Source organism: Eubacterium sp. 3_1_31 (genome assembly GCF_964249515.1).
GTDB classification, from domain to species: Bacteria; Bacillota_I; Bacilli_A; order Erysipelotrichales; family Erysipelotrichaceae; genus Longicatena; species Longicatena caecimuris.
The window spans coordinates 23,710-43,116 of record NZ_CAXUBY010000016.1 but is presented as its reverse complement, the minus strand read 5'-3'; the positions used below and the strand labels follow the sequence as shown (position 1 = coordinate 43,116).

At 45.9% G+C, this 19,407-nt stretch carries 14 protein-coding genes and 1 pseudogene; 1 reads left to right on the top strand and 14 read right to left on the bottom strand.

Annotated elements, in window-relative coordinates; translation table 11 throughout:
* Window positions 1–93: 93 nt before the first annotated feature.
* The 8 genes from ACESSZ_RS08275 to ACESSZ_RS08240 all read right to left on the bottom strand — a co-directional run bounded on the left by ACESSZ_RS08275 (window position 94) and on the right by ACESSZ_RS08240 (window position 7,966).
* Entirely contained in the window at window positions 94–507 is a 414-nt protein-coding gene (locus ACESSZ_RS08275) for an RNA polymerase sigma factor (protein ID WP_072851883.1), read from the bottom strand.
* 480 nt (window positions 508–987) lie between these two features.
* A complete protein-coding gene (locus ACESSZ_RS08270; RefSeq protein WP_499842741.1) occupies window positions 988–1,359 on the bottom strand; it encodes a metal-dependent transcriptional regulator in 372 nt (123 codons plus the stop codon).
* A gap of 10 nt (window positions 1,360–1,369) precedes the next feature.
* Entirely contained in the window at window positions 1,370–1,609 is a 240-nt protein-coding gene (locus tag ACESSZ_RS08265; RefSeq protein WP_412264819.1) for a FeoC-like transcriptional regulator, read from the bottom strand.
* Window positions 1,610–1,624: 15 nt separating this feature from the next.
* Window positions 1,625–3,649: a ferrous iron transport protein B gene (gene feoB / locus ACESSZ_RS08260; protein ID WP_412264817.1), complete on the bottom strand. Its 2,025-nt coding sequence runs from the start codon at window positions 3,647–3,649 to the stop codon at window positions 1,625–1,627.
* Window positions 3,649–3,876 (bottom strand): FeoA family protein, encoded by a 228-nt coding sequence (locus tag ACESSZ_RS08255; RefSeq protein WP_173703697.1) that lies wholly within the window; start codon window positions 3,874–3,876, stop codon window positions 3,649–3,651. The genes feoB and ACESSZ_RS08255 overlap by 1 nt, the downstream gene beginning before the upstream one ends.
* Window positions 3,877–3,903: 27 nt before the next feature.
* Window positions 3,904–4,458: a manganese efflux pump MntP gene (locus tag ACESSZ_RS08250; protein ID WP_499842747.1), complete on the bottom strand. Its 555-nt coding sequence runs from the start codon at window positions 4,456–4,458 to the stop codon at window positions 3,904–3,906.
* Window positions 4,459–4,480: 22 nt separating this feature from the next.
* Entirely contained in the window at window positions 4,481–6,214 is a 1,734-nt protein-coding gene (locus ACESSZ_RS08245; RefSeq protein ID WP_412264811.1) for an ABC transporter ATP-binding protein, read from the bottom strand.
* The gene (locus tag ACESSZ_RS08240) at window positions 6,215–7,966 is read right to left on the bottom strand and encodes an ABC transporter ATP-binding protein (protein WP_412264808.1); all 1,752 of its coding nucleotides are present in this window, start codon (window positions 7,964–7,966) and stop codon (window positions 6,215–6,217) included. It abuts the gene before it with no gap.
* 242 nt (window positions 7,967–8,208) lie between these two features.
* Here ACESSZ_RS08240 and ACESSZ_RS08235 point away from each other — a divergent pair, with 242 nt between their 5' ends.
* Window positions 8,209–9,183, top strand: coding sequence for a helix-turn-helix transcriptional regulator (locus tag ACESSZ_RS08235; RefSeq protein ID WP_417341930.1), 975 nt, complete (start codon window positions 8,209–8,211; stop codon window positions 9,181–9,183).
* A gap of 61 nt (window positions 9,184–9,244) precedes the next feature.
* On the opposite strand, the gene ACESSZ_RS08230 is transcribed toward ACESSZ_RS08235, so the two are convergent.
* From ACESSZ_RS08230 to ACESSZ_RS08205, 6 genes and pseudogenes are all read right to left on the bottom strand, one after another.
* The gene (locus ACESSZ_RS08230) at window positions 9,245–9,601 is read right to left on the bottom strand and encodes a TnpV protein (RefSeq protein ID WP_412264803.1); all 357 of its coding nucleotides are present in this window, start codon (window positions 9,599–9,601) and stop codon (window positions 9,245–9,247) included.
* 26 nt (window positions 9,602–9,627) lie between these two features.
* Window positions 9,628–11,508, bottom strand: a complete 1,881-nt coding sequence (locus ACESSZ_RS08225) for a DUF4368 domain-containing protein (protein WP_499842740.1) — start codon at window positions 11,506–11,508, stop codon at window positions 9,628–9,630.
* 92 nt (window positions 11,509–11,600) lie between these two features.
* Window positions 11,601–12,530, bottom strand: a pseudogene (locus ACESSZ_RS08220) (type IV secretory system conjugative DNA transfer family protein); the annotation flags it as partial.
* 89 nt (window positions 12,531–12,619) lie between these two features.
* Window positions 12,620–13,147, bottom strand: coding sequence for a PcfB family protein (locus tag ACESSZ_RS08215; protein ID WP_004612793.1), 528 nt, complete (start codon window positions 13,145–13,147; stop codon window positions 12,620–12,622).
* 39 nt (window positions 13,148–13,186) lie between these two features.
* Entirely contained in the window at window positions 13,187–13,339 is a 153-nt protein-coding gene (locus tag ACESSZ_RS08210) for a hypothetical protein (protein ID WP_004612794.1), read from the bottom strand.
* A gap of 102 nt (window positions 13,340–13,441) precedes the next feature.
* Window positions 13,442–19,387: a SpaA isopeptide-forming pilin-related protein gene (locus tag ACESSZ_RS08205; RefSeq protein WP_499842739.1), complete on the bottom strand. Its 5,946-nt coding sequence runs from the start codon at window positions 19,385–19,387 to the stop codon at window positions 13,442–13,444.
* Window positions 19,388–19,407 lie beyond the last annotated feature (20 nt).

Sequence of the window (19,407 nt, the reverse complement as noted above, 5' to 3'; positions counted from 1 at the left end):
TCCTGAAAATGGGAGAGGCGGGCAGCTTGTCCGCTGTCCGCCTCCCGCTGGGATAAGGGAACAATCCCTTTCACTTGGTAGCCCGAAAACAGGTCATTCGTTAAGCCTGTTTTCAAAGAATTTTATAAATTTTTTTCTGACTGCCTCCACACTCTGATACACGGCCACTTTGGAGCAGCCGCACACCGTCCCGATCTCCGCAAGGGTCAGCCCGTCCAGGGCATAGAGCAGGAACCGGCGGCGCTGGGCCTCGGTGCAGGTGTCCAGGACGGCCATCAGCTCGCCCAGCGTTTCCATGCGGCAAAGGTAGTCCTCCGGCGTTTCGCCGTAGATACCCACGCCCTCGGTGGCAACTATGTATTCGTCAAACTCCCGGCCATCCCAGTGCCGCCGCTGTTCATGGGACAGGTTCTCGGTCTTGTGGTCGGCCCGGTCAAGAAATTCATAGACTTCCAGCGTGACCTCCACGGCCACAGCTTGTCCGTTGTAATTGATGGTGACTTCCATCTGCCTTTCCTCCGTTCAGATTTTTGCGGGAAAATCTGAACGGGGCGGCGGGGAACGGCACCGGGGACGGGGTTCGGGCCATGTTGGCCCGATGTTCCGGCCCCATAGGTATGAAAAAACGCCCGGACAGCATGAAGCTATTCGAGCGCAAAAAACACGGTATTCAGTTACATTGTGACAATTTTCGCACTGGCTGCCAGACGGGGCCTGTCCGGTGGCCGGGATTTTTTTGACGATAGTGCAAACATCGTCTGAATTTGTCGGCGGTCAGTGTGCTTCATGGCGGCTCCCTCCTAAAGCCGCCGTATCATTCAGCACAGGGTCGTCATCCTCATAAGGGCATGGAGAACGGCGGCCTTGAAATGTATTTCAAAACCGCCGCCGGGGTGAAAATGTAAATTGCGCGCACAAAGCCACCTGCCCCGCAACGGTTTTTTTCTTTCCCCGTTTAGCGGGGCAGGATAGCTTGTCTTATTCGGTTTATTCTTGCTCTTGTGCGGCTGCCTCTTTCAGCCGTGAAAAGCTCTCATCGCTGATAATGTGTTCAATCCGGCAGGCATCGGCCTCCGCAATCCTGGGGTCAACGCCTGCGGCGATAAGCTGCTCGGTAAAGAAACAATGGCGTTCATAGATTTTTTCGGCAACCTCGCGGCCCACATCGGTCAGATGGAGAAAGCGATCTTCGTCCATTGTAAGAAAGCCGCCGTCCCGCAAGGTAGCCACCGCATGGCACACGCTTGGCTTTGACACCTCCATGTGCCGGGCCACATCTACGGAGCGCACCATACCGAGTTTCTTTCGGAGAACAAGGATGGCCTCCAGGTAATCTTCACCCGACGCATGAAGTTTCATTTGTCCCTCCTTATCCTTGCTTTACCACTTCCCAAGTGTCAACGGTTATAGCAGGCTGATCGCAGCCATGACACCCTTTGCAATTTTGGGTACAGTTTGGTTGACTGGTTACTTTTCGTATATAGCCTTGATTTTCCAGATATTCAAGTTCCGCCCACACACTGTCTATGTCCTTATGCAAGAGATCAGCCAATTCCTGAATACTGTACGTCTTTCCACTTTGCAGGTAATCTAATAATTGAATCAGCACAATATCTCCTCTCCTTTAGAAAATGACAAGGCCAACATGGTATGCGATTGTTGCCAAAATCAATGCAGAAAGAATATAATAAAGGGCAATCCTTACTGTCCATTTCATAGAATGAGTTTCCTGTGCAGTTGACGCCAATGCCATCAAACAAGGCATATTGAAGAAAAACGCAAACAGGAAAGCCAGAGCTTCCGGTTGAGATATTGTAGCCAGCAGATTTGTACTAAGCGCCGCTGTATCTACCGCACTTGTTCCCTCGATCGCGCCCCAAATGCCAGCCGTATTGAACAGGGAGGCCATAACACCGAGGGCTGATTCTTTTCCCATCGCAGAAGCAACAAAGGCCATAAACAACTGCCACGGCAAACCAAAGAACATTGTTACCGGCTCAATAAAAGTTCCAATGCGATAAATAATACTGTTTGTCACATTTCCATCCGGCGTATAGGAAAGGAGCCAGAATATTACGGAAATGCAAATGATGATACTAAGCGCCCGTTTAAGAACACTTCCCATTTTGTTGAATACAGAGCCGAACAGGGTTTTCCAGTGCGGCTTATGATATGGTGGTAATTCCATAATCAGGCCGGTACGGTCATTTTCCTTGTTTAAAGAACGTCCAAAAATTTTGTAGGTAATGTAAATGTGCAAAAAGGCCACAGCAAACAAGGACAATATTACAAATACGGCTTTTCCTCCAAAGAATGTACCGCTGATAAGACCAACTACACCCCAGGTAGAAGCACAGGGAACTACCCAAGAAAGGGCAATCGTTAAAATACGCTGTCCCCAAGAATCAATAACTCTTGTGCCGGTGACACCACCTATATTGCAGCCGAAGCTAACAAGAAAGGGCATAATCGCTTTCCCCTGCAAACCAAGTTTCGTCATAGTATTATCAAACACATAGGAGATACGGGCCATATACCCGATGTCCTCCATAAATCCGAAAACAAGGCTGATTCCAAATACATAGCAAGCCATTTGCAAGGCAAACGTAACAGCCGTTAATACAGCATTACACAAGAGCGATACAATGACAGAGGCAACTCCAACACTAAGGAGCCAATTTGCCAGCGGCGTTGAAATGCCGGAGATCAGCGCCCCTACCAGTTCCATAAGGGGCATACCAATCAGCATGGAACCGATCAGCCCCAACACAATCATACCAATAGCAATAGGTTTTCCCCACCGCTTGCTGGTGGCTGCTTTATCAAATCGGCTGCGGCTGGTTTTCTTTTTGCTACTTGCCACATTTTCTTGAATCAGTGTGTCAATCCACTTAAATTTACAATCTGCCGTCCGCAAATTTCCATCTTTTACACGACTGATTAAACTCTTTATTTTTTCAAATATCCCCGGTTCTGTTTTCCCTTGAACAAAAGAGAGTGCGAGCTTATCCTGTTCCAGCAGCTTTTCAGCCAACCACGAGGCAGAGTAAATTTCAATTCCCTGCTTTGGGAGCAATTCTAAAATTGCAGAATATTCATCGCCAATATTTTTCCGGCAAAGCTGCTCCAACTTTGCAGCATTTAGAAAAGAGGCCCTTTTATCAAGATTTTCCAACAGGTTAAAGAACGGCTGGTATTGCTTTTTGTCTGCCGCAACCATAGGAACAACAGGAATCCCCAAGGATTTTTGCAATCCCGTTACATTGATTTTCTTTCCCTGTCCCTCGGCTACATCCATCATGTTCAAAAGCAATACGACAGGAACATGGATTCCAGCATAATCAGCCAGCATAAATAGGCTTCGGTTTAACTGTGAAGCGTCGGCCAGAATACATACAAGATCGGCCTCTCCACTGGAAATATAGTTTCTCGTTACCACTTCTTCATCGGAGTTAGCAGAAAGGCTATATGTACCCGGCAAATCCACGATTTTGTAGGTTATGCCATTATGGGAAAAGAAGCCATCTTTACGCTCCACAGTTTTTCCGGGCCAATTTCCAACGTGTTGACGGGAGCCGGTCAATCCGTTAAAAAGAGTTGATTTTCCAGAATTAGGCTGCCCCAGCAGGGCAATCGTTTTTTCAGCCATTATTGCCTCACCTCCACCATGATTTTTTCTGCTTCATTCTTATTAAGCGCAACCATTGTATCTCTGTTATACAGAAGAACCGGCTGCTTTTTAGGATTCTGTATAACTTCAATCCTGCTTCCTATGGTAAGCCCGATAGAAGTTATCCGGCTTTGAAAATGGCTATCCCCGGTGATTGCGACAATCGTTCCGCAGGAGCCATCACCCAATTCATTTAATTTTTTCATTCGTTCTAATTCCTCCAATCCTTTTTGTCAGCCCATAATAAAAATTCGTATTCCGATTAAAATTAAAATCACGCCGCCTAATATTCCGGCTCGGTTTCCTAACCGATCTCCGAAAAAATGTCCAATCCATACACCTGCCAGTGCAATTAAGAATGTCGTAGTTCCTATCAATGCGACCGAGGGAAGAATTTTGACATTTAAGGCCGCCAGTGTTATGCCGACTGCGAAAGCGTCAATACTTGTAGCAATCGCAGCCGGAATCATAACGGTAAAGCCCAAGGCCCCGCTTGTCCCTTTACATTCACCTTTTAGGTTTTCACGAATCATGTTGATACCGATTATGCACAGAAGAAACAGAGCGACATATTTAGAAACCGCCTCAATATACTGGCGAATTGTTCCTCCGCAGATATATCCGAGCGTAGGCATAAGCGCCTGAAACCCGCCAAAATATATTCCTGCGATAAGCCCTGCTTTTGCCGGGGGCTTTTTGGTATTCAAGCCTTTACAGACTGAAACAGCGAAAGCGTCCATTGATAACCCAACAGCAACCAGTAATAGATCAAGCAGCCCCATCGGTATCGCCTCCTTTACCAGCTTCTACTTATGCCCCCTTTACAATCCATTTCTTTGCTTTTTCCTGCTCCTGAACCATTTCATAGTAATGGCCTTTTTTCGCAAGCAGCTCCGCATGGGTTCCCATTTCTTCAATACGCCCCTGATTTAACAGAATAATCTGGTCTGCATTTTGAATCGTATTCAGCCGGTGGGCAATTACAAATACTGTTTTCCCTTTCATCAGGCGGTCTAACGCCTGATTGATTTTTGCCTCATTGTCGGCGTCAAGGGAAGCCGTCGATTCATCCAAAAGCAGAATAGGTGCATTTTTCAGAATGGCCCTTGCGATAGCAATTCTTTGTTTTTCGCCGCCGGAAAGCGTATTGCCACCCTCGGAAAGCCGGGTCTGATACCCCTCCGGCAACTTTTCGATAAATTCATGGCAATGTGCCGCCTTTGCTGCCTCTATGATTTCTTCCTCTGTTGCGTTCTCCCGGCCAGCCTTGATATTATTATAAATCGTGTCCGACAGAAGCGTATTTTCCTGAAACACCTCGCTGATATAGTGCAGAAGCCCGTCCGGGTTTAAATCTTTTATATCCTTGCCGCCAATGCGGATAGTTCCTTTTGACACATCCCAAAACCGGGCAATCAGATTTGCAACTGTGGATTTCCCGGAGCCAGACGGCCCGATCAGGGCGGTAACGCTATTTTCCTTTGCAAAAAAGCTAATATCCGTCAAAACATCAGACTGCTTATTATAGGAAAAATCGACGTGTTCAAAGGCAATATCAAAATGCGACAGCTTTACATCTTCTTCCTTGTAAGAAAGCGGCTTCGTGTCATACGCCTGTTCCAGATTGTGTGCCGCCAAGTTCAGGTCTTTCAACAGATTATAAGAGTGTTCAAAAGCAATCAGCAGAGCAGACAGCGCAAGGCTCATCAGCATAAAGGCCACAAGCTGATCGGGGGCAATCGTACCTCCAAGAAACAGATAGCTGCCAACCAACAGAACAAGAGGAAGCAGGAAATTGGCTACAATCGAATACATACTGGTGGGAGCCGCCATTTTTACCTCTGCTTTTACATTTGTCTTGCGAATTGCGTTCAGCGTATCTGTCATTCTGGAAAAGTGGGAGCTTGTCATGTTATGGGATTTAAAAACTTTCATCCCTTTGACATACTCTAAGACAATCGAAATCATTTTTGCGGTGAGATTCCTTTTCTGTGTCCCGTATTTTTCCACAAGACGGTTGCCCCAAGAGAGGACCGGCATGGCAATTAGAAGCACAACACATTCTGCAATCGCCAGTTTCCAGTTAATAAAGAATGTGCCGATCAGCACCAGAGCCGCCATTACTACGGTTTTTACAATAGACGGGAGTGTATGCGTAATCACAAGCTCAAAATTGGTTAAATCCTTTGTCAGTGTTCCAAGAAGATAGCCGCTGCTGTTCTGGTTGAAATAGCCAAGACTTAATGAGCGATAATGATTGGCAAGGTCAAGCCGCATTTCCCCACACATTTCTGCGCCCCTTGCGAAGCAAAGATAATAGGCGCTCCGATAGATCACCAGCCGGGCAATCACACTGATAAAGCAAATCGCCGTGTAGGTAACAATTTTACCTGCCGTAAGCGTGTTGCTTAAAAGCTGAATGACTGTCATATAGAGAACAATATATAAAACGATACTAAGAACAGCGTCCGCGCCCATTAAGGCAATCGGAAACTTAATCTGTTTGCTTTTTTCTCCAAGCAGCTTCCTAATGGTACGCAGCATTTAAACCGCCTCCTTTCCGATAGTGGCCTGTGTATAAATTTCCCACATCTGGCCATATACGCCGCCTTTTTTTACTAATTCCTGATGGGTTCCCTGTTCGGCCACGGTACCGTCCTGAAAAACAACAATTTTATCTGCGTCCCGGATGGTATGGAGCCGGTGGGCGATCATAATTGTGGTTTTTCCTTTCAGAAGATTTTGCAGGGCAAGCTGGATTTTATGTTCATTCTCAATGTCAGAGTAGGAAGTCGCCTCGTCGAAAACGACGATAGGAGCGTCTTTCAAAATTGCTCTTGCAATCGAAATCCGCTGCTGCTGGCCGCCGGAGAGTTTTACGCCCTCGTCGCCAATCCGCGTCTGATAGCCTTTCGGCAGGCCCATAATGAAATCGTCAATCTGTGCTGCCCTTGCTGCTTGCCGCACTTCTTCTTCGCTGGCATTGGTTCCCATACGGATATTTTCCAGTAAGGTATCTTCCAGAAGAAAAACATCCTGAAAGACGAAAGCCGTCAAATCCATCAGATTTTCCGTTTTCAGGTCGGTAATTGGTACTCCACCTATTTTGATGGTTCCGCCTGTGGTGTCCCAATATCGCCCAAGAAGCTGAACCGCCGTTGTCTTTCCAGCCCCGGACGGGCCGACAAAGGCGTTGACCGTTCCCGGCTCCAAGTGCAGGTTTACAGAAGTGAGCGCGTCTTTTCCTCCGCCGGTATAATTGAAGGTCACATTCTCAAAATCAATTCCATAGCAGCCGTCTTTTTTCAGGGTCTTGCTCCCACTTTTCATTTCATCCATATCCATAATCTTTTTGATATTGTCCAAACCGCTGCCAAGCTCCATCGACTGCATAACAATCGTAACCAGATTTAGGAACGAAGTGAAAAAGCACATGGTAAGCAAAATAAACAGCAGGTAAGAAGCTACCGGCAGAGAACCTTTTAAGTATAGCCAGCCGCCAAAGGGCAGCGTAAAGAGAATGGCGGAATCTAATACTACAAGGGCAATCGACAGAGGATTGCAGGAGGACACGCACATCTTTTTCCAACAGGTCGTATAAAGGTGAAGTGCGTTCCGATACTGCTCGAATTTTTCCGCTGTCAAGTGGTACATTTTGATGACTGGCATGGCCGTGATAAATTCATTAGCAGAAGCATTAAGTTTTTCCGTATCTTCCGCAAGTTCCGCCGACATATCCGGGTAATTCTTAACCATCATCATCGGAACAGCAATTCCCAAAATCATAGGAATCAGCATAACAAGGGCCATAACCCAGTGCAGCCGCAGCATGAAAAGAAACATCATAAGAGGAACGACAATCGCCTGTGCCAGTTCCAATGTACTGTGCGCTAAAAATTGTTCTACTCTGTCCACATCGTCAAAAAGCGTTGTCTTGATCTGTCCGGGAGAGTGTTCCTGAAAAAAGCCCAGGTTGAATCTGGATATATGTTCCAGCACCTTTACTTTGATTTTGTGCATGGTATTGAACGCTGCCACATGGGAGCAGATCCCCGCAAAAGACATGAGGATGGCTTGTAAGATGGCAGCCGCAATCCCAATGCAGGCCCACATTACCATAGCGCCAAATGTTACCTCATTTTGGATAATCAGAAGCAATATCTGATACACCACCAGATAGGGGATCAGCGATAACGCCGAGCAAAGGACAGCCAGTAACATTCCTACACCCAGCTTTCCACGTTCCCCTTTCGCAAGGGTGAAAACATAGGATAATCCGGTTCGTTTTTGTTCCATAAGAAACGAACCTCCTTTCTCTTTTTTGAGGTTAGCAATCACTAACCTTGACACAATTCATTTTACAGGTTAGAATTGAAAAATCAACAGCCATGCTATTTTTGAGCTTCATTTTTGAAAGCAGCGTAAAGTGCTGTGTTTTCGCCACTTTTAGGAGTTTTATAATGCGATTTTTTATAAAATCGTGACTGATAAAAATTGGATTGTGACCTTTTTTAAGAAAATGTAGGGAGGAATGAAAAATGGCTCTTTCGATTGCAGACTACTTGTTGCAGCTTCCAGAAAATATGCACTTTGCAAAAGTACAGGAATTGTCAGGGGATGGCACACTTTACTATCGTATGCTTTCCGACTACGGAAGTGGCTCGTTTCAGTTCATACGCTTTGAGAATGATCTGCTAATGATTCTGATTGCGGACTACACGCCAAAGGAAACCTTTGAAAAAATTGCAACTATTTCCGAAGAATATATGGAAATCAGCCAGTTTGAAACAGACAGCAGTTCTTTCAAAATCGGAGGGAGGAAAACGCAGCCCGTAGGCAAGGGGATTTATTGTTATGTAAATAACCAAAAAACCACCTACGTCTACTGTGAAAAAGGAAAGCCAGTAAGGTTTACAAAAATTATTTTGACACGAAAGTATTTCGATACCTATTTTCGGGTGCATTATGGAAAAGATTATGAACAATCCAAAATGGCAAAGGAATACTTGCTTAAAAACCCAAATCTGCCGGAGCTTAATTTTGTCTTTCAACAGATCAGGGATTGTCAGGCAGTAGGACAAACGCTGCACTTGTATCTGGAAAGCAAGGTACTGGAATTACTGTCACTTGTTATTAAGGGGATGGAAAAAAAAGAAAATCATATTTCTGTCAAGTTAGATTACAAAGATATTCGTGGCTTGAAAAAATCAGTTACACACATGAAAAAGGATTTGTCTGCCTATCCATCTGGCGAGGAATTGGCGCAGATTGCAGGTATGAGCTACGCCCGGTATCAGCTTGCCTTTCGGAAATATTACGGGACATCTCCGTATGAGTATTTGAAAGAAATGCGATTAAATCAGGCATTGTTTTTGCTGAAAAATTCTGACTATGGGATTGCCACGATTGCCGCAAAAGTTGGCTATCATAGTTCGGGTCATTTTGCAAAATTATTTAAAAATGCTTATGGCATGGGGCCGAGAGAATATAGAATGGTACAGGGAATTAAATAATTACTACAAAAAAAGAGATGTTGCTGTGTGCAATCATCTCTTTAAAGTTATTATCATTTTTTTATTTTTGCAATATTAACTCGTTCCTAATAATTTCCTCCGCCTGCGCTTTCAGCGTGTTCATCAGCCCCACCCAGTGCATGGGGTCACGGGCTTTCAGTTCCTCGGTGACGCCCGCTGCCTCCATCATCCGGGGCAGCATGGCGTCCATCCGTTCACGCGCCGCCCGGTCAATCTCCAACAGGTGCGGGTACAGTTTTTCGCTCAAAATCAAGCTGCTGTAAAGACCGGGCCGGTATTCCTTCAGGTAGCGTTGCCGCATACGGCCATACTTGCCAATGGGGGCCTCCGGCTGCTCGGAAAGTTTCAGGTCGGGGATGTAGTAATCCCCGCAGCGGGTGTAAGTCAATTCGCTCATGTTCATTCTCCTTTGCACTGTAATGGTTAAATTGCGGCGCTGGCCGATACGGTGGCCTTGCGCGGCTCCTGCCTGGGCAACTGGCTAACGGTGGTAAAAATGCCTTTCTCCATGTCCTCGGCCCGGATTGCGGCCTTTGCCGCCTCCACCTGGGCCTTGCGTTTGGCGTTGTAGCGTTCTTCCCATTCCTTCTGCTTGCCGTTTGCCTTGCGGCGCAAGTAGTTCTGGTGAAGCCTGTCCTTGCGTTCCTCCTTCTTCCGCAGTTCTTCCTGTTCCTCCGGGGTCAGGGGAACCGGCTGCAAGGCGGGCGGGATATACCGGCCCACAAAGTTGAAGTAGATTTCAACCTCCTGCGTGGTGTCCTGGCTGCCTTTCCGGGCGCGCTCATGGACAAGGATTTTCTCTACAAACTCGTTGAGCATGGTGTTTGTCAGCGTGTCGAAATTCTCGTACTTGTCAATCAGGGCAATAAACTTCTCCGCAGATTTCCGGCTCTGCTCGTAGCCGGTAACGGCCTTTTCCAGTTCAGCGATTTCCCCATTGAGGGCGTCCTGCTCTTTGGCGTACTGCGTGTCCAGGGCCTCATACCGGGCGTCCGGCAGTTTGCCCAGGGCATTGTCCTCATAGATTTTGCAAATCAGCTTTTCCAGTTCCCCGGCCCGCTTTTGGGCGGCGGCCAGCCGTTTCCGCTTCTTGGATATATCGGCGGTCTGCTGGGCGGCCTGCGTTTCCTGGACGGTGCGGATAAACTCAGCCCGGTCATTTTTAGAATACTCCGCGATGGCCCGGAGCATATCGGTTATCAGGGTCAGGACAGCCTCGGCTCGGATGCGGTGCTGTGTGCCGCAGAGCGTCCCGCATGGGACTTTGGTGTACTGACTGCAAGTAAACTGCGGGTCGCGTTTTCCGTTGTAGGTGCGGTGAACATACATCTTGCCGCCGCAGTCGGCACAGTACATCAGGCCGGTCAGGGGATGGGCCTCGCCCCAGCCGTCCGGGTAGCGCCGGACATTTGCCCGGATGCGCTGCACATTGTCAAAGGTTTCCTGATCGATGATGGCCTCATGGGTATTCTCGAAAATCGTCCACTCGCTTTCGTCAACATAGTGGCTTTTCTTATCCTTGAAGTGCTTGCGGGTCTTGAAATTGATGGTGTGGCCCAGGTATTCCCGCTTTTTCAGGATGTTCACAATGGTGGATGATCCCCAGCCGTAGGGGTCTTTGACCGGCTTCGTCCTGTTTACTCCTTCGTCAAAGCGTGCCAGATGGACAGCGGGGCTTTCAACCTTTGCCTCGGACAGCAGCTTGGAGATTTGATAGGGGCCGTAGCCCTCCATCGTCAGGGAAAAGATACGGCGTACCACTTCGGCGGCTTCTTCGTCTACAAGCCAGTGTTCCCGTTTTTCGTCCCACAGATAGCCGTAAATGACAGTGCCGGTCAGGTGCTTGCCACTCATGCCTTTGGATTTGAACACGGAGCGGATTTTCCGGCTGGTGTCGCGGGCGTAAAACTCGTTCATGATGTTGCGGAACGGGGTAAAATCATCATCGCCTTTCAGACTGTCCACACCGTCGTTGATGGCGATCAGCCGGACGCCGCGCTGCCGCAAAATCTCCATAACCTGGCCGACTTTCAGATAGTCACGCCCCAGGCGGCTCATGTCTTTGATAACAATGGCCTCCACCCGTCCGGCCTCGACTTCCTCCATCATCGCCAGAAAGCCGGGGCGGTCAAAACGGGTTCCCGATACGCCGTTATCGGTGAAGTGGGTGGGGTTCGGCAGACCGTTCCGGCGGGCAAACTCCTCTAACATCTGCTTTTGATGGCTTATGGAGTTACTCTCGCCCTGTAATTCATCATCACGGCTCAAACGCTCATACAGAGGGGTGATTTTCTCGTTTCTCATGGCTGTACCTCCTGAAATGAAAATGCTCTAAGTGACTGCTTCACTAACCATGACAAAAAACCATGATTAAGAAGTCACTTAGAGCATACATCTCCTGCCGCCAGCTTATATTTCTTATACTGACGTACTGCAAAATGCTCCGGTTCTTCCTTTTCCAGTTCCTCAAACAGCATATCTACTGCATTTTTAAATGTCTCATCATCTTCCCTTGTTTCGGAAGCGTTGATAAACTCAAGCAGGGTCGCAAAGTTCTGTTCTTCTTCCGGTGCTTCATACCAGATATAGCCGATCAGGGCACAGTACAGAAGTCTCTCTGCTTTCGTCCAGAAATCCTCACTGGACTTCTCGCCTTCCCCTTTCGTGTTCACCATGATCGTATTTACCAGTTTCAAAATATCCTTTTCCGAATGGATATAGTGGAAGGGGTTATAATGCATACTCTTGGAAAAATTGATCGTATTCAATACTTTCACTTTATATCCATGCCGTACCAGCATCTTTCCGCACTCAATGATGATCGTCCCTTTCGGGTCCGTGACCACATAACTGATGTATTTTCCCATCTGCATCAAGTTGGGTTTTACATAAAAACGTGTCTTTCCTGAGCCAGATCCGCCAATCACGATCACGTTCTTGTTCCTCGCAAATTTCGGATTCTTTGGTCTGCCATTCATGGTCAGCCGTTCCGTCATGGTCAGCAGGATATTGTTTTCAAATACCGGGTCGATAAAGGGTGCAATGTCTTTTGCCGTCCCCCATCTTGCCGAACCATACTCCACTCCCTGCCGGAACTTTTTGGCATTTTTTCCTTTCATGTAGACCATGAGCTTCACTGCCACGGCTCCAGTAATCCCAACCAGCAATTCATTTTTATGCATACTTGGGAGAATCCTGCTAAATGCCATCTGGAAATTTAAGATCAGTACCATCAGTCTTTCTATCATGGAATCACCTACACAGTATTGATATAACCATGCCAGCTTATTTCCCACATAAAAGATCACGATATATGGAAGATTCATCAGAACAATCCGAAGCAGCTTATGTACATCCACCGGCGGTAATCTCTCCAGGTATCCTTTTCCTACACCAAGCAACTTCTGTAATCTGCTCATAATGACGGCTCCTTCTCCTTTCCTTTTGTTTTCTCCAGTTCCCTGTGCTTTGCAAGCGATTTGGTGATTGCCTGCTGTAACTTCTTCCTCACAGATGGTTTTTTGTCCTTATTCAGAGACTTGCCCGTGTATTCCTTAAAAGCGGCAGTCATCACATCAGCATCCCTTGCCTTAAAGAACACATAGTATCTTGGCGGGTCCGCAGTCACATCTTTTTTCAGGCTGAAATCAATGCTGTACTTCTTTGCTACCCGTTCAAAAGACTTGATGTTTCCATCTGTGATCTCAATGTTGGACAGCTGTACATTCTGCTTCATCAGCTTATCAAGGCTCTGTTTTCCCTTGTAGGTCTTATCCTCCTTTTCCTTCTGGGGCTGCTTCTGGTTTGTTTTCTGTCCCTGCTGTTTTTTCTCCTGCTCCATCTTTGCAAGAGCCTTTACCATGGCAGCTTTCAGCAAGTTGGCAGTGACCTTGCCACAGCGGATACAAAGTGAGACTGTTTTCTCATTCACTTCATCCTGCAATCACACCACGCCCTTTCTTCTCTCACTGCTGTCTTATCCTCATTTATCACATTGCTGCTCCTTTCCTCTCTTTTCTGCCAGTTTCATATATTCTTTTTCTGATTCCGCCCCCACTTTGATACAGCACCAAAGGACAAATCCATATACCAGAAATACTGCAGCCGCAGCAACGATCAATACTGTTTTTGTCATCTTCTTTTCTCCCTTCACATCTCTTGAAATTTTTCAAAAGGGCATCTATGAATCCTGTGTCCATAAATGCCCTCATCCATTACTGAAAAATCCTATGATCTCTTATTTTTTCTTTTTGCGAAGAATCACTGTGCCACCAAGACCAGCCATTCCAGCCCCTGCAAGCAGAATCCAGAACAGAATCGGAGTATTATCTCCTGTCTTTGGTGAAGTCGATTTCTTTGTTTCTTTTGTGGTTTTCGTCTCCGGCGTTGGTGTGGTTTCTGGTGTTTCCGTCGGTGTCTCTGTTGGAGTTTCCTCCGGTTTCGCCTCATCCTTCATCACAACCTTCTGGATTTCTCCAGTATCTTTGACCGTAAACTTTACATCCTCTGCAACCAGATAACCGTCCGGTGCAGTTTCTTCACGAAGGGTATATTCCCCGATTGGAAGCATCTCAATATAGTGTGGTTTTTCTTCAGATGTCCAGCTTTCTACGGTCTTTCCATCTTTGTCAAGGATTGTCAGTTTCGCTCCTGGCAGCTCCTTACCAGAAATATCGGTCTTGGAAATCTGCACTTTTGTCACATCATCCTTCATTTCCACTTTCTGTACTTCACTGGTATCTTCCACCGTAAAAGTGATGCTCTCTGCTGTCACATAACCGTCCGCAGGAAGTGTTTCTGTCATGGTGTACTTCTTGCCAGCGGTCAGTTCTTTGATGATATGTGCTTCTTTACCGGAAGTCCATTCATCCACAGTGTTTCCACTCTCATCTGTGACTTTTAGTTTTGCTCCCTCAATCTCCTTTCCGTCTGTCAGGGATGTTTTGGTAAACTCTACGGTTGTCGGCTCATCTTCAAAAGTGAACGCATAAGACAGTGTTTCCTTATCTGCCCCACCATATTCAAAAGTAAATTCCTGTACCTGGTCTGTTGTCGCAAATCCCGGTGCCGGGGAAGTTTCTTTCACATAGTAGGTATAGCCAAGTGGCAGATCTGCCGTAAAGGTCAGTTTTCCTTCCTTATCCGTAGCCTGCTCCTCAATAACCGTATTTGCTTTCAGGATCACATCGCCTTTTGCATTGACAATATCTTCTTTATTGCACAGGGCAAATACAGCCCCTTCCAGTACACGGTCGGAATCTTTTTCTTTCTTTAGCACGTTCACTTCTGCCTTCTGACGTTTGTTCTGCCAGTCAGCGGAATAAGTAACAACTGCGGTATTCTGGTCACGGTAAGTCAAATCTACTTCACGAGTTTCTCCATCCAAGACATATCCACTTGCTGTCTCTTTCTCTTTGACATAGTATTTGCCAAGAGGAAGGTCTGTCAGTTTTGCCACGCCTGTTTCATCCGTCGTGATCGTTGCTACCAGTGCATCTTTCTTGTAGTAATCTTCACTCTCGCCATCCGCTGCTTTTATATCTTCTAAGGCATAAACCTCAAAAGTAACCTCTTTCAGGGAACCGGAAAGATATTCAAACAGATGCTTCATCCACCCGCCAATGGAATCCAGTGCAGATACTTTCTCCAGGAACTCACCTTTTTTATTGATGATAAGTGTTCCGGTTGGCACTGCATCTTTCATCTCTACCTTCTGGATCTCGGCAGTATCGTCCACAGTAAAAGAAACTTCTTCCGCCATCAGATAGCCATAAGGAGCCATTTCTTCACGAAGGGTATACGTCTCCCCGGCTGTGAGTCTTTCAATCAGATGTTCCTCACCCTTTACAGACTTCCATGTATCTACCACATTTCCATCCTTATCAAGCACCGTAAGCGTTGCCCCGGAAAGTTCCACGCCTGTCGTAATATCGGACTTCGTAAAGGTTACTTTTGTCGGCTGGTTCTTAAATACAGATTCCAGCTCTACCACTTTCACATCCTGTCCCTGATATTTGGCAGTCACTTCCAAAGTCTCAAAAGAAGAGACATACCCTGCCGGAGCTGCAAGTTCTTTGATATAGTAAGTACCAAATGGAAGGTCAACGTCAAATACTGCCCTTCCATCTTCCCCACTGACTGCTTTTCCAAGTAAGGTATCTGCCTTCACAATCACTTCTTCATGTGTCAGAATATCTTCTTTTGCATAGATGCCAAACTCTGCACCTGCCACAACCGTTTCTGTCTCTGCATCCTGTTTTACTACGGACACTTCCACTTTCTGACGGTCATTCTCAAAAGTTGCTGTCTGCTCGATGACTGGTGTTTTCTGGTCTTTGTATTCAAATGTTACTGTCTGTGCTTCTTCGTTTAACACAAAGCCCTCTGGTGCTGTCTTTTCAACAATCTTATAGGTTCCAAGTGGAAGGTCGGTGATCTGTGCCTTTCCATCCTTATCCGTGGTAACAGTTCCTACCAGTTCCCCGGAAGCATACTCCAGGATACGGTTTCCGTTATCATCTTTCTGGAAGTCTGCTGTATAAATATCTTCTGCAGCATACATCTCAAAGACTGCTCCCTCCAGAGTTTCTTTCTGATAAGTAAAGTCATCTTTATAACCATTTAAGACCTTACCCTGTTTTACGATGTTCAGTTCTCCCTTAACCGGATGATTCTCGTATGCAATCTCGATGATCACATCGCCGGAAGTTCCGTCCATCTGATATGCTGTATTGGAATCTACATTCACCTCATAGTAATTCTCATTGAGCGTATATCCATAAGGTGCGTTCACTTCCTCAATACGGTAATGTCCAATTTTCAGATTCTGTGGAAGGATTAAGTATCCCTGCTCATCTGTAAAATAAGATTTGTGTTTTACCGTCGTCGGATAGGTTGTTACCTGTTCCACATACTTTTCTGTATCCAGGTTAAAAATCTTAAACTCTGTATTCTTCTGAAGCACTGCTTTCTTTGTCTCATCGTCCTGTTTGATGATCTTCAGCTTTGCTTCAAACTCTTTGTCAAGCAGCACTCTCCATACCTGCGGTGTAGTCGGATGATTTTCCGTAATCTGCACGATGAAATCATTGACCGGAGTGTAATTATGTGGCGTGGTTGTTTCACGGACGATGTAAGTTCCATAAGGAAGTGCAATACTGCGGGCATACCCTTTCTCATCCGTAAAGATCTCTGTTGCACCATTTTCCCCTATCACTACCGGCTTGACAGAATCAAAGTCATAGCTGCCATCTTCTTTTACTGTCAGGGATGATACCAGATAAGCGGTAAATCCTGCACCTTTCAGTAAATCGGCATCTGTCTTTCCGTTGTTCGCTGCCTTGATAATCTCAAATGGCTGCTTCATCACCTGTTCCAGAGACAGACAGTCACGCTTCACTTCCGCTACAAGATCACCCTCGTAGTTGCAGACCAGATCATGTTCTTCTTCATCTGCCAGGTAACCCGTTGGCGGAGTAATCTCTTTTACATAGTAATTACCAAGGTATAATCCATCTACGGAAGCCTGTCCATTCTTATCTGTTGTGAGAGTGGCAACCTGCTCGCCTGCTTTGTAGATCACACCAGTTGCTCCATCCGGATGGACAATATCCTCACGGGCATACAGTCCATAGACTGCCTTTTCTAAAGTAGCATCTCCCTGTGGAACAGCCTTCTTTGTTTCTTTGTCCTGCTTCTGTAAGGAAATCTTTGCTATCACACGCTCGTTTCTGAAGGTATGCTTAAATGTCAGTTTCGCTTCCTTATCGTTTGTATAAGAAAAAGTAAACGTATAGACATCATCCGCATTTCTCAGATAGCCTTCCGGAGCCTGTACTTCCTTTACATCATAGGAAAATCCCAGCGGCAGGTCTGCGGTAAACTTCGCCATTCCATCATTTCCAGTTGTCACTTTCTCAATCAGAGTGCCTTTCTTTACAACAACCGTTCCATCTGCATTTTTAATGTCACTGGCTGCATAAAGTCCAAAAATTCCTCCATCCAGAGGATTTTCTGTATCCTTATCCTGCTTTGTCACAATCACTTCTGCTTTCTGTCTGTCATTCGTAAAGGTTGTCTCAGAAAAAACAACATCTACATTCTGTCCTGCATAAGAAAGAGTGACAGACTTTTCTTCCCCGGCATTATAAAATCCGGTCGGAGCCTGTTTTTCTTTGACGATATATGTACCAAGATGCAGATTTTTCAGAATGACTGCCCCATTCGAGTCTGTTGTCAGATTCTCTTTGACCAGATCACCCTTGCTGTAAACCTTGGCACCATAAGCAGTTTTAATATCTGCCCCGGCATACACATCATAAATCGCACCTTTCTGTCTGCGTTTCTCATACTTAAATGTTGTTCCATTCTCGGTGACATCTGCACCTGTCAGAACCTGACCTTCTTTATAAACAGTCAGCTGGCCCATCTGTTCTTCATCCGGAACAGTCACAGTTGCTGTTTTGCTGACTTCCAGTTTTACGTTGTAGGCAGTTGCATTGATACGGTATCCTGTCGGAGCTGTAATCTCTTTCAGATATACGGTATTCTGTGTCTTAATGATCTGTACGGACGCTTCCCCATTCGCATCAGTTGCCGGTAACTTTGTGATCAAATTTGTACAGTTTGCATCACTGTATAAACCAAACACGGCACCTGCCAGCTTTGCGTCTGCTTTTGCATCTCTTTTAATCACCTTAACACTTGCGTACTGTACCCATGTTACTTTGAAGTCCACATATTTTTCATCATCCACACCTTCACCAAATACCAGTGCCAGGTCCTGTGAACTAGATCCGGTACTGATCTTATACGCAGAATAATCTTTTGTTACACTGCCTTTCATCGTTGCAGACCAGTTTCCTGCGACATCCTGTACCTGTGTAAGAGGTGCAGATAAGTAAAACTTGGTTCCACCACTGATTTCCACTGCTTCGCCAGCTTTGCTTGTCTTTCCGGTTGTCACGTTATGGAGTTTCACACCACTTGGGAGTTTCATTGTGATACTCTGCAGTTCATCTGCTTTAAAAGTGATTTCCTTTGTTCTCTGGCTGTTGCCATCTACATAAGCTGTCACATCTGCATCTGAAAAAGACATTGCCACATCCGGAATATCTGGCTGAGAAATACAATAATTATAAAGTTTTTTCGCAAGATTCTGTGCAGTAGTGTTTGCACCAGAAAAAGCATCGGAACTGCCATTCGCATATGACGCAGCAAGATGTACCAGAATAAATCTGGCTCCTGCACTCAGGTTTCCATAGCCATTTTCTTCTGTAAAAAATCCATCATCGCCAGAGGCTTTTGTGCCATAGTAGCATACTTTAGCCAGTGCTTTGCCATCCCCAACCTTATTAATTGTATATGTTCCCGTACCAGGTCCCGGTTTGGACGGCTGTACACAATAAGCTGTGGCGGACACATTACCGAATTTTACGGTATACTGATACGTCAGATAAGTTCCATAACCATAATCCGCATATCGGTATTCGGCACCTCTTGTCACTGAAACCTGTTGTGAACTTCTTGCATTTCCTGCTGCCGCCATAAATGTCACTGTTTCACCCGGCTCCATCTCATACAAGTCAATTCCTTCATTTTCTGCCTGATCCATTACTTCTGAAACAGTCAGACCAGATTCTTCATCTGTTGTTACTTCCTGTCCATCTGTAAGATCAGTCACAATCTCTTTTGCCCTGTCCGAATCAGCATCTTCCTCCGCATTACCGGAATCTTCTGTTTCACCGGCATTTCCTTCACCAACTGTATTTTCAGAAGAACTCTTTGTCTGTTCTTCTGTTTCTGGCTCTTTTACCGTAATGTTTCTGCTTACTCTGTAAGCTGGGTGACCGCTGACTGGATCTACTGCATAGACAGCTTTGTAGGTATCCGGTGTATGTGCGTCAAAATCTGTACCGGCTTCACTCTTTGCTTCATGGAATAAAACTTTCACCTTTTTTTCATTCACGCCCTCTATACCGGACAGATCGACTTCCACCTCAAATTCTTCTCCATAGGGAATCTCAATATCCTTTGCTTCCACAATTTCATCTTTATCAAGAGTATCCTGCACATCCTGCAGTTCCGGATATTGCTGTTCAAATGAAGTTGGCTCTGGTTCTAATTCAGAAGCAGAAACCGTGACTGGTTGAACGATAACAGACGCCAAAGTTGCAACTGCCATAAATCCTGACAAGAATCTTT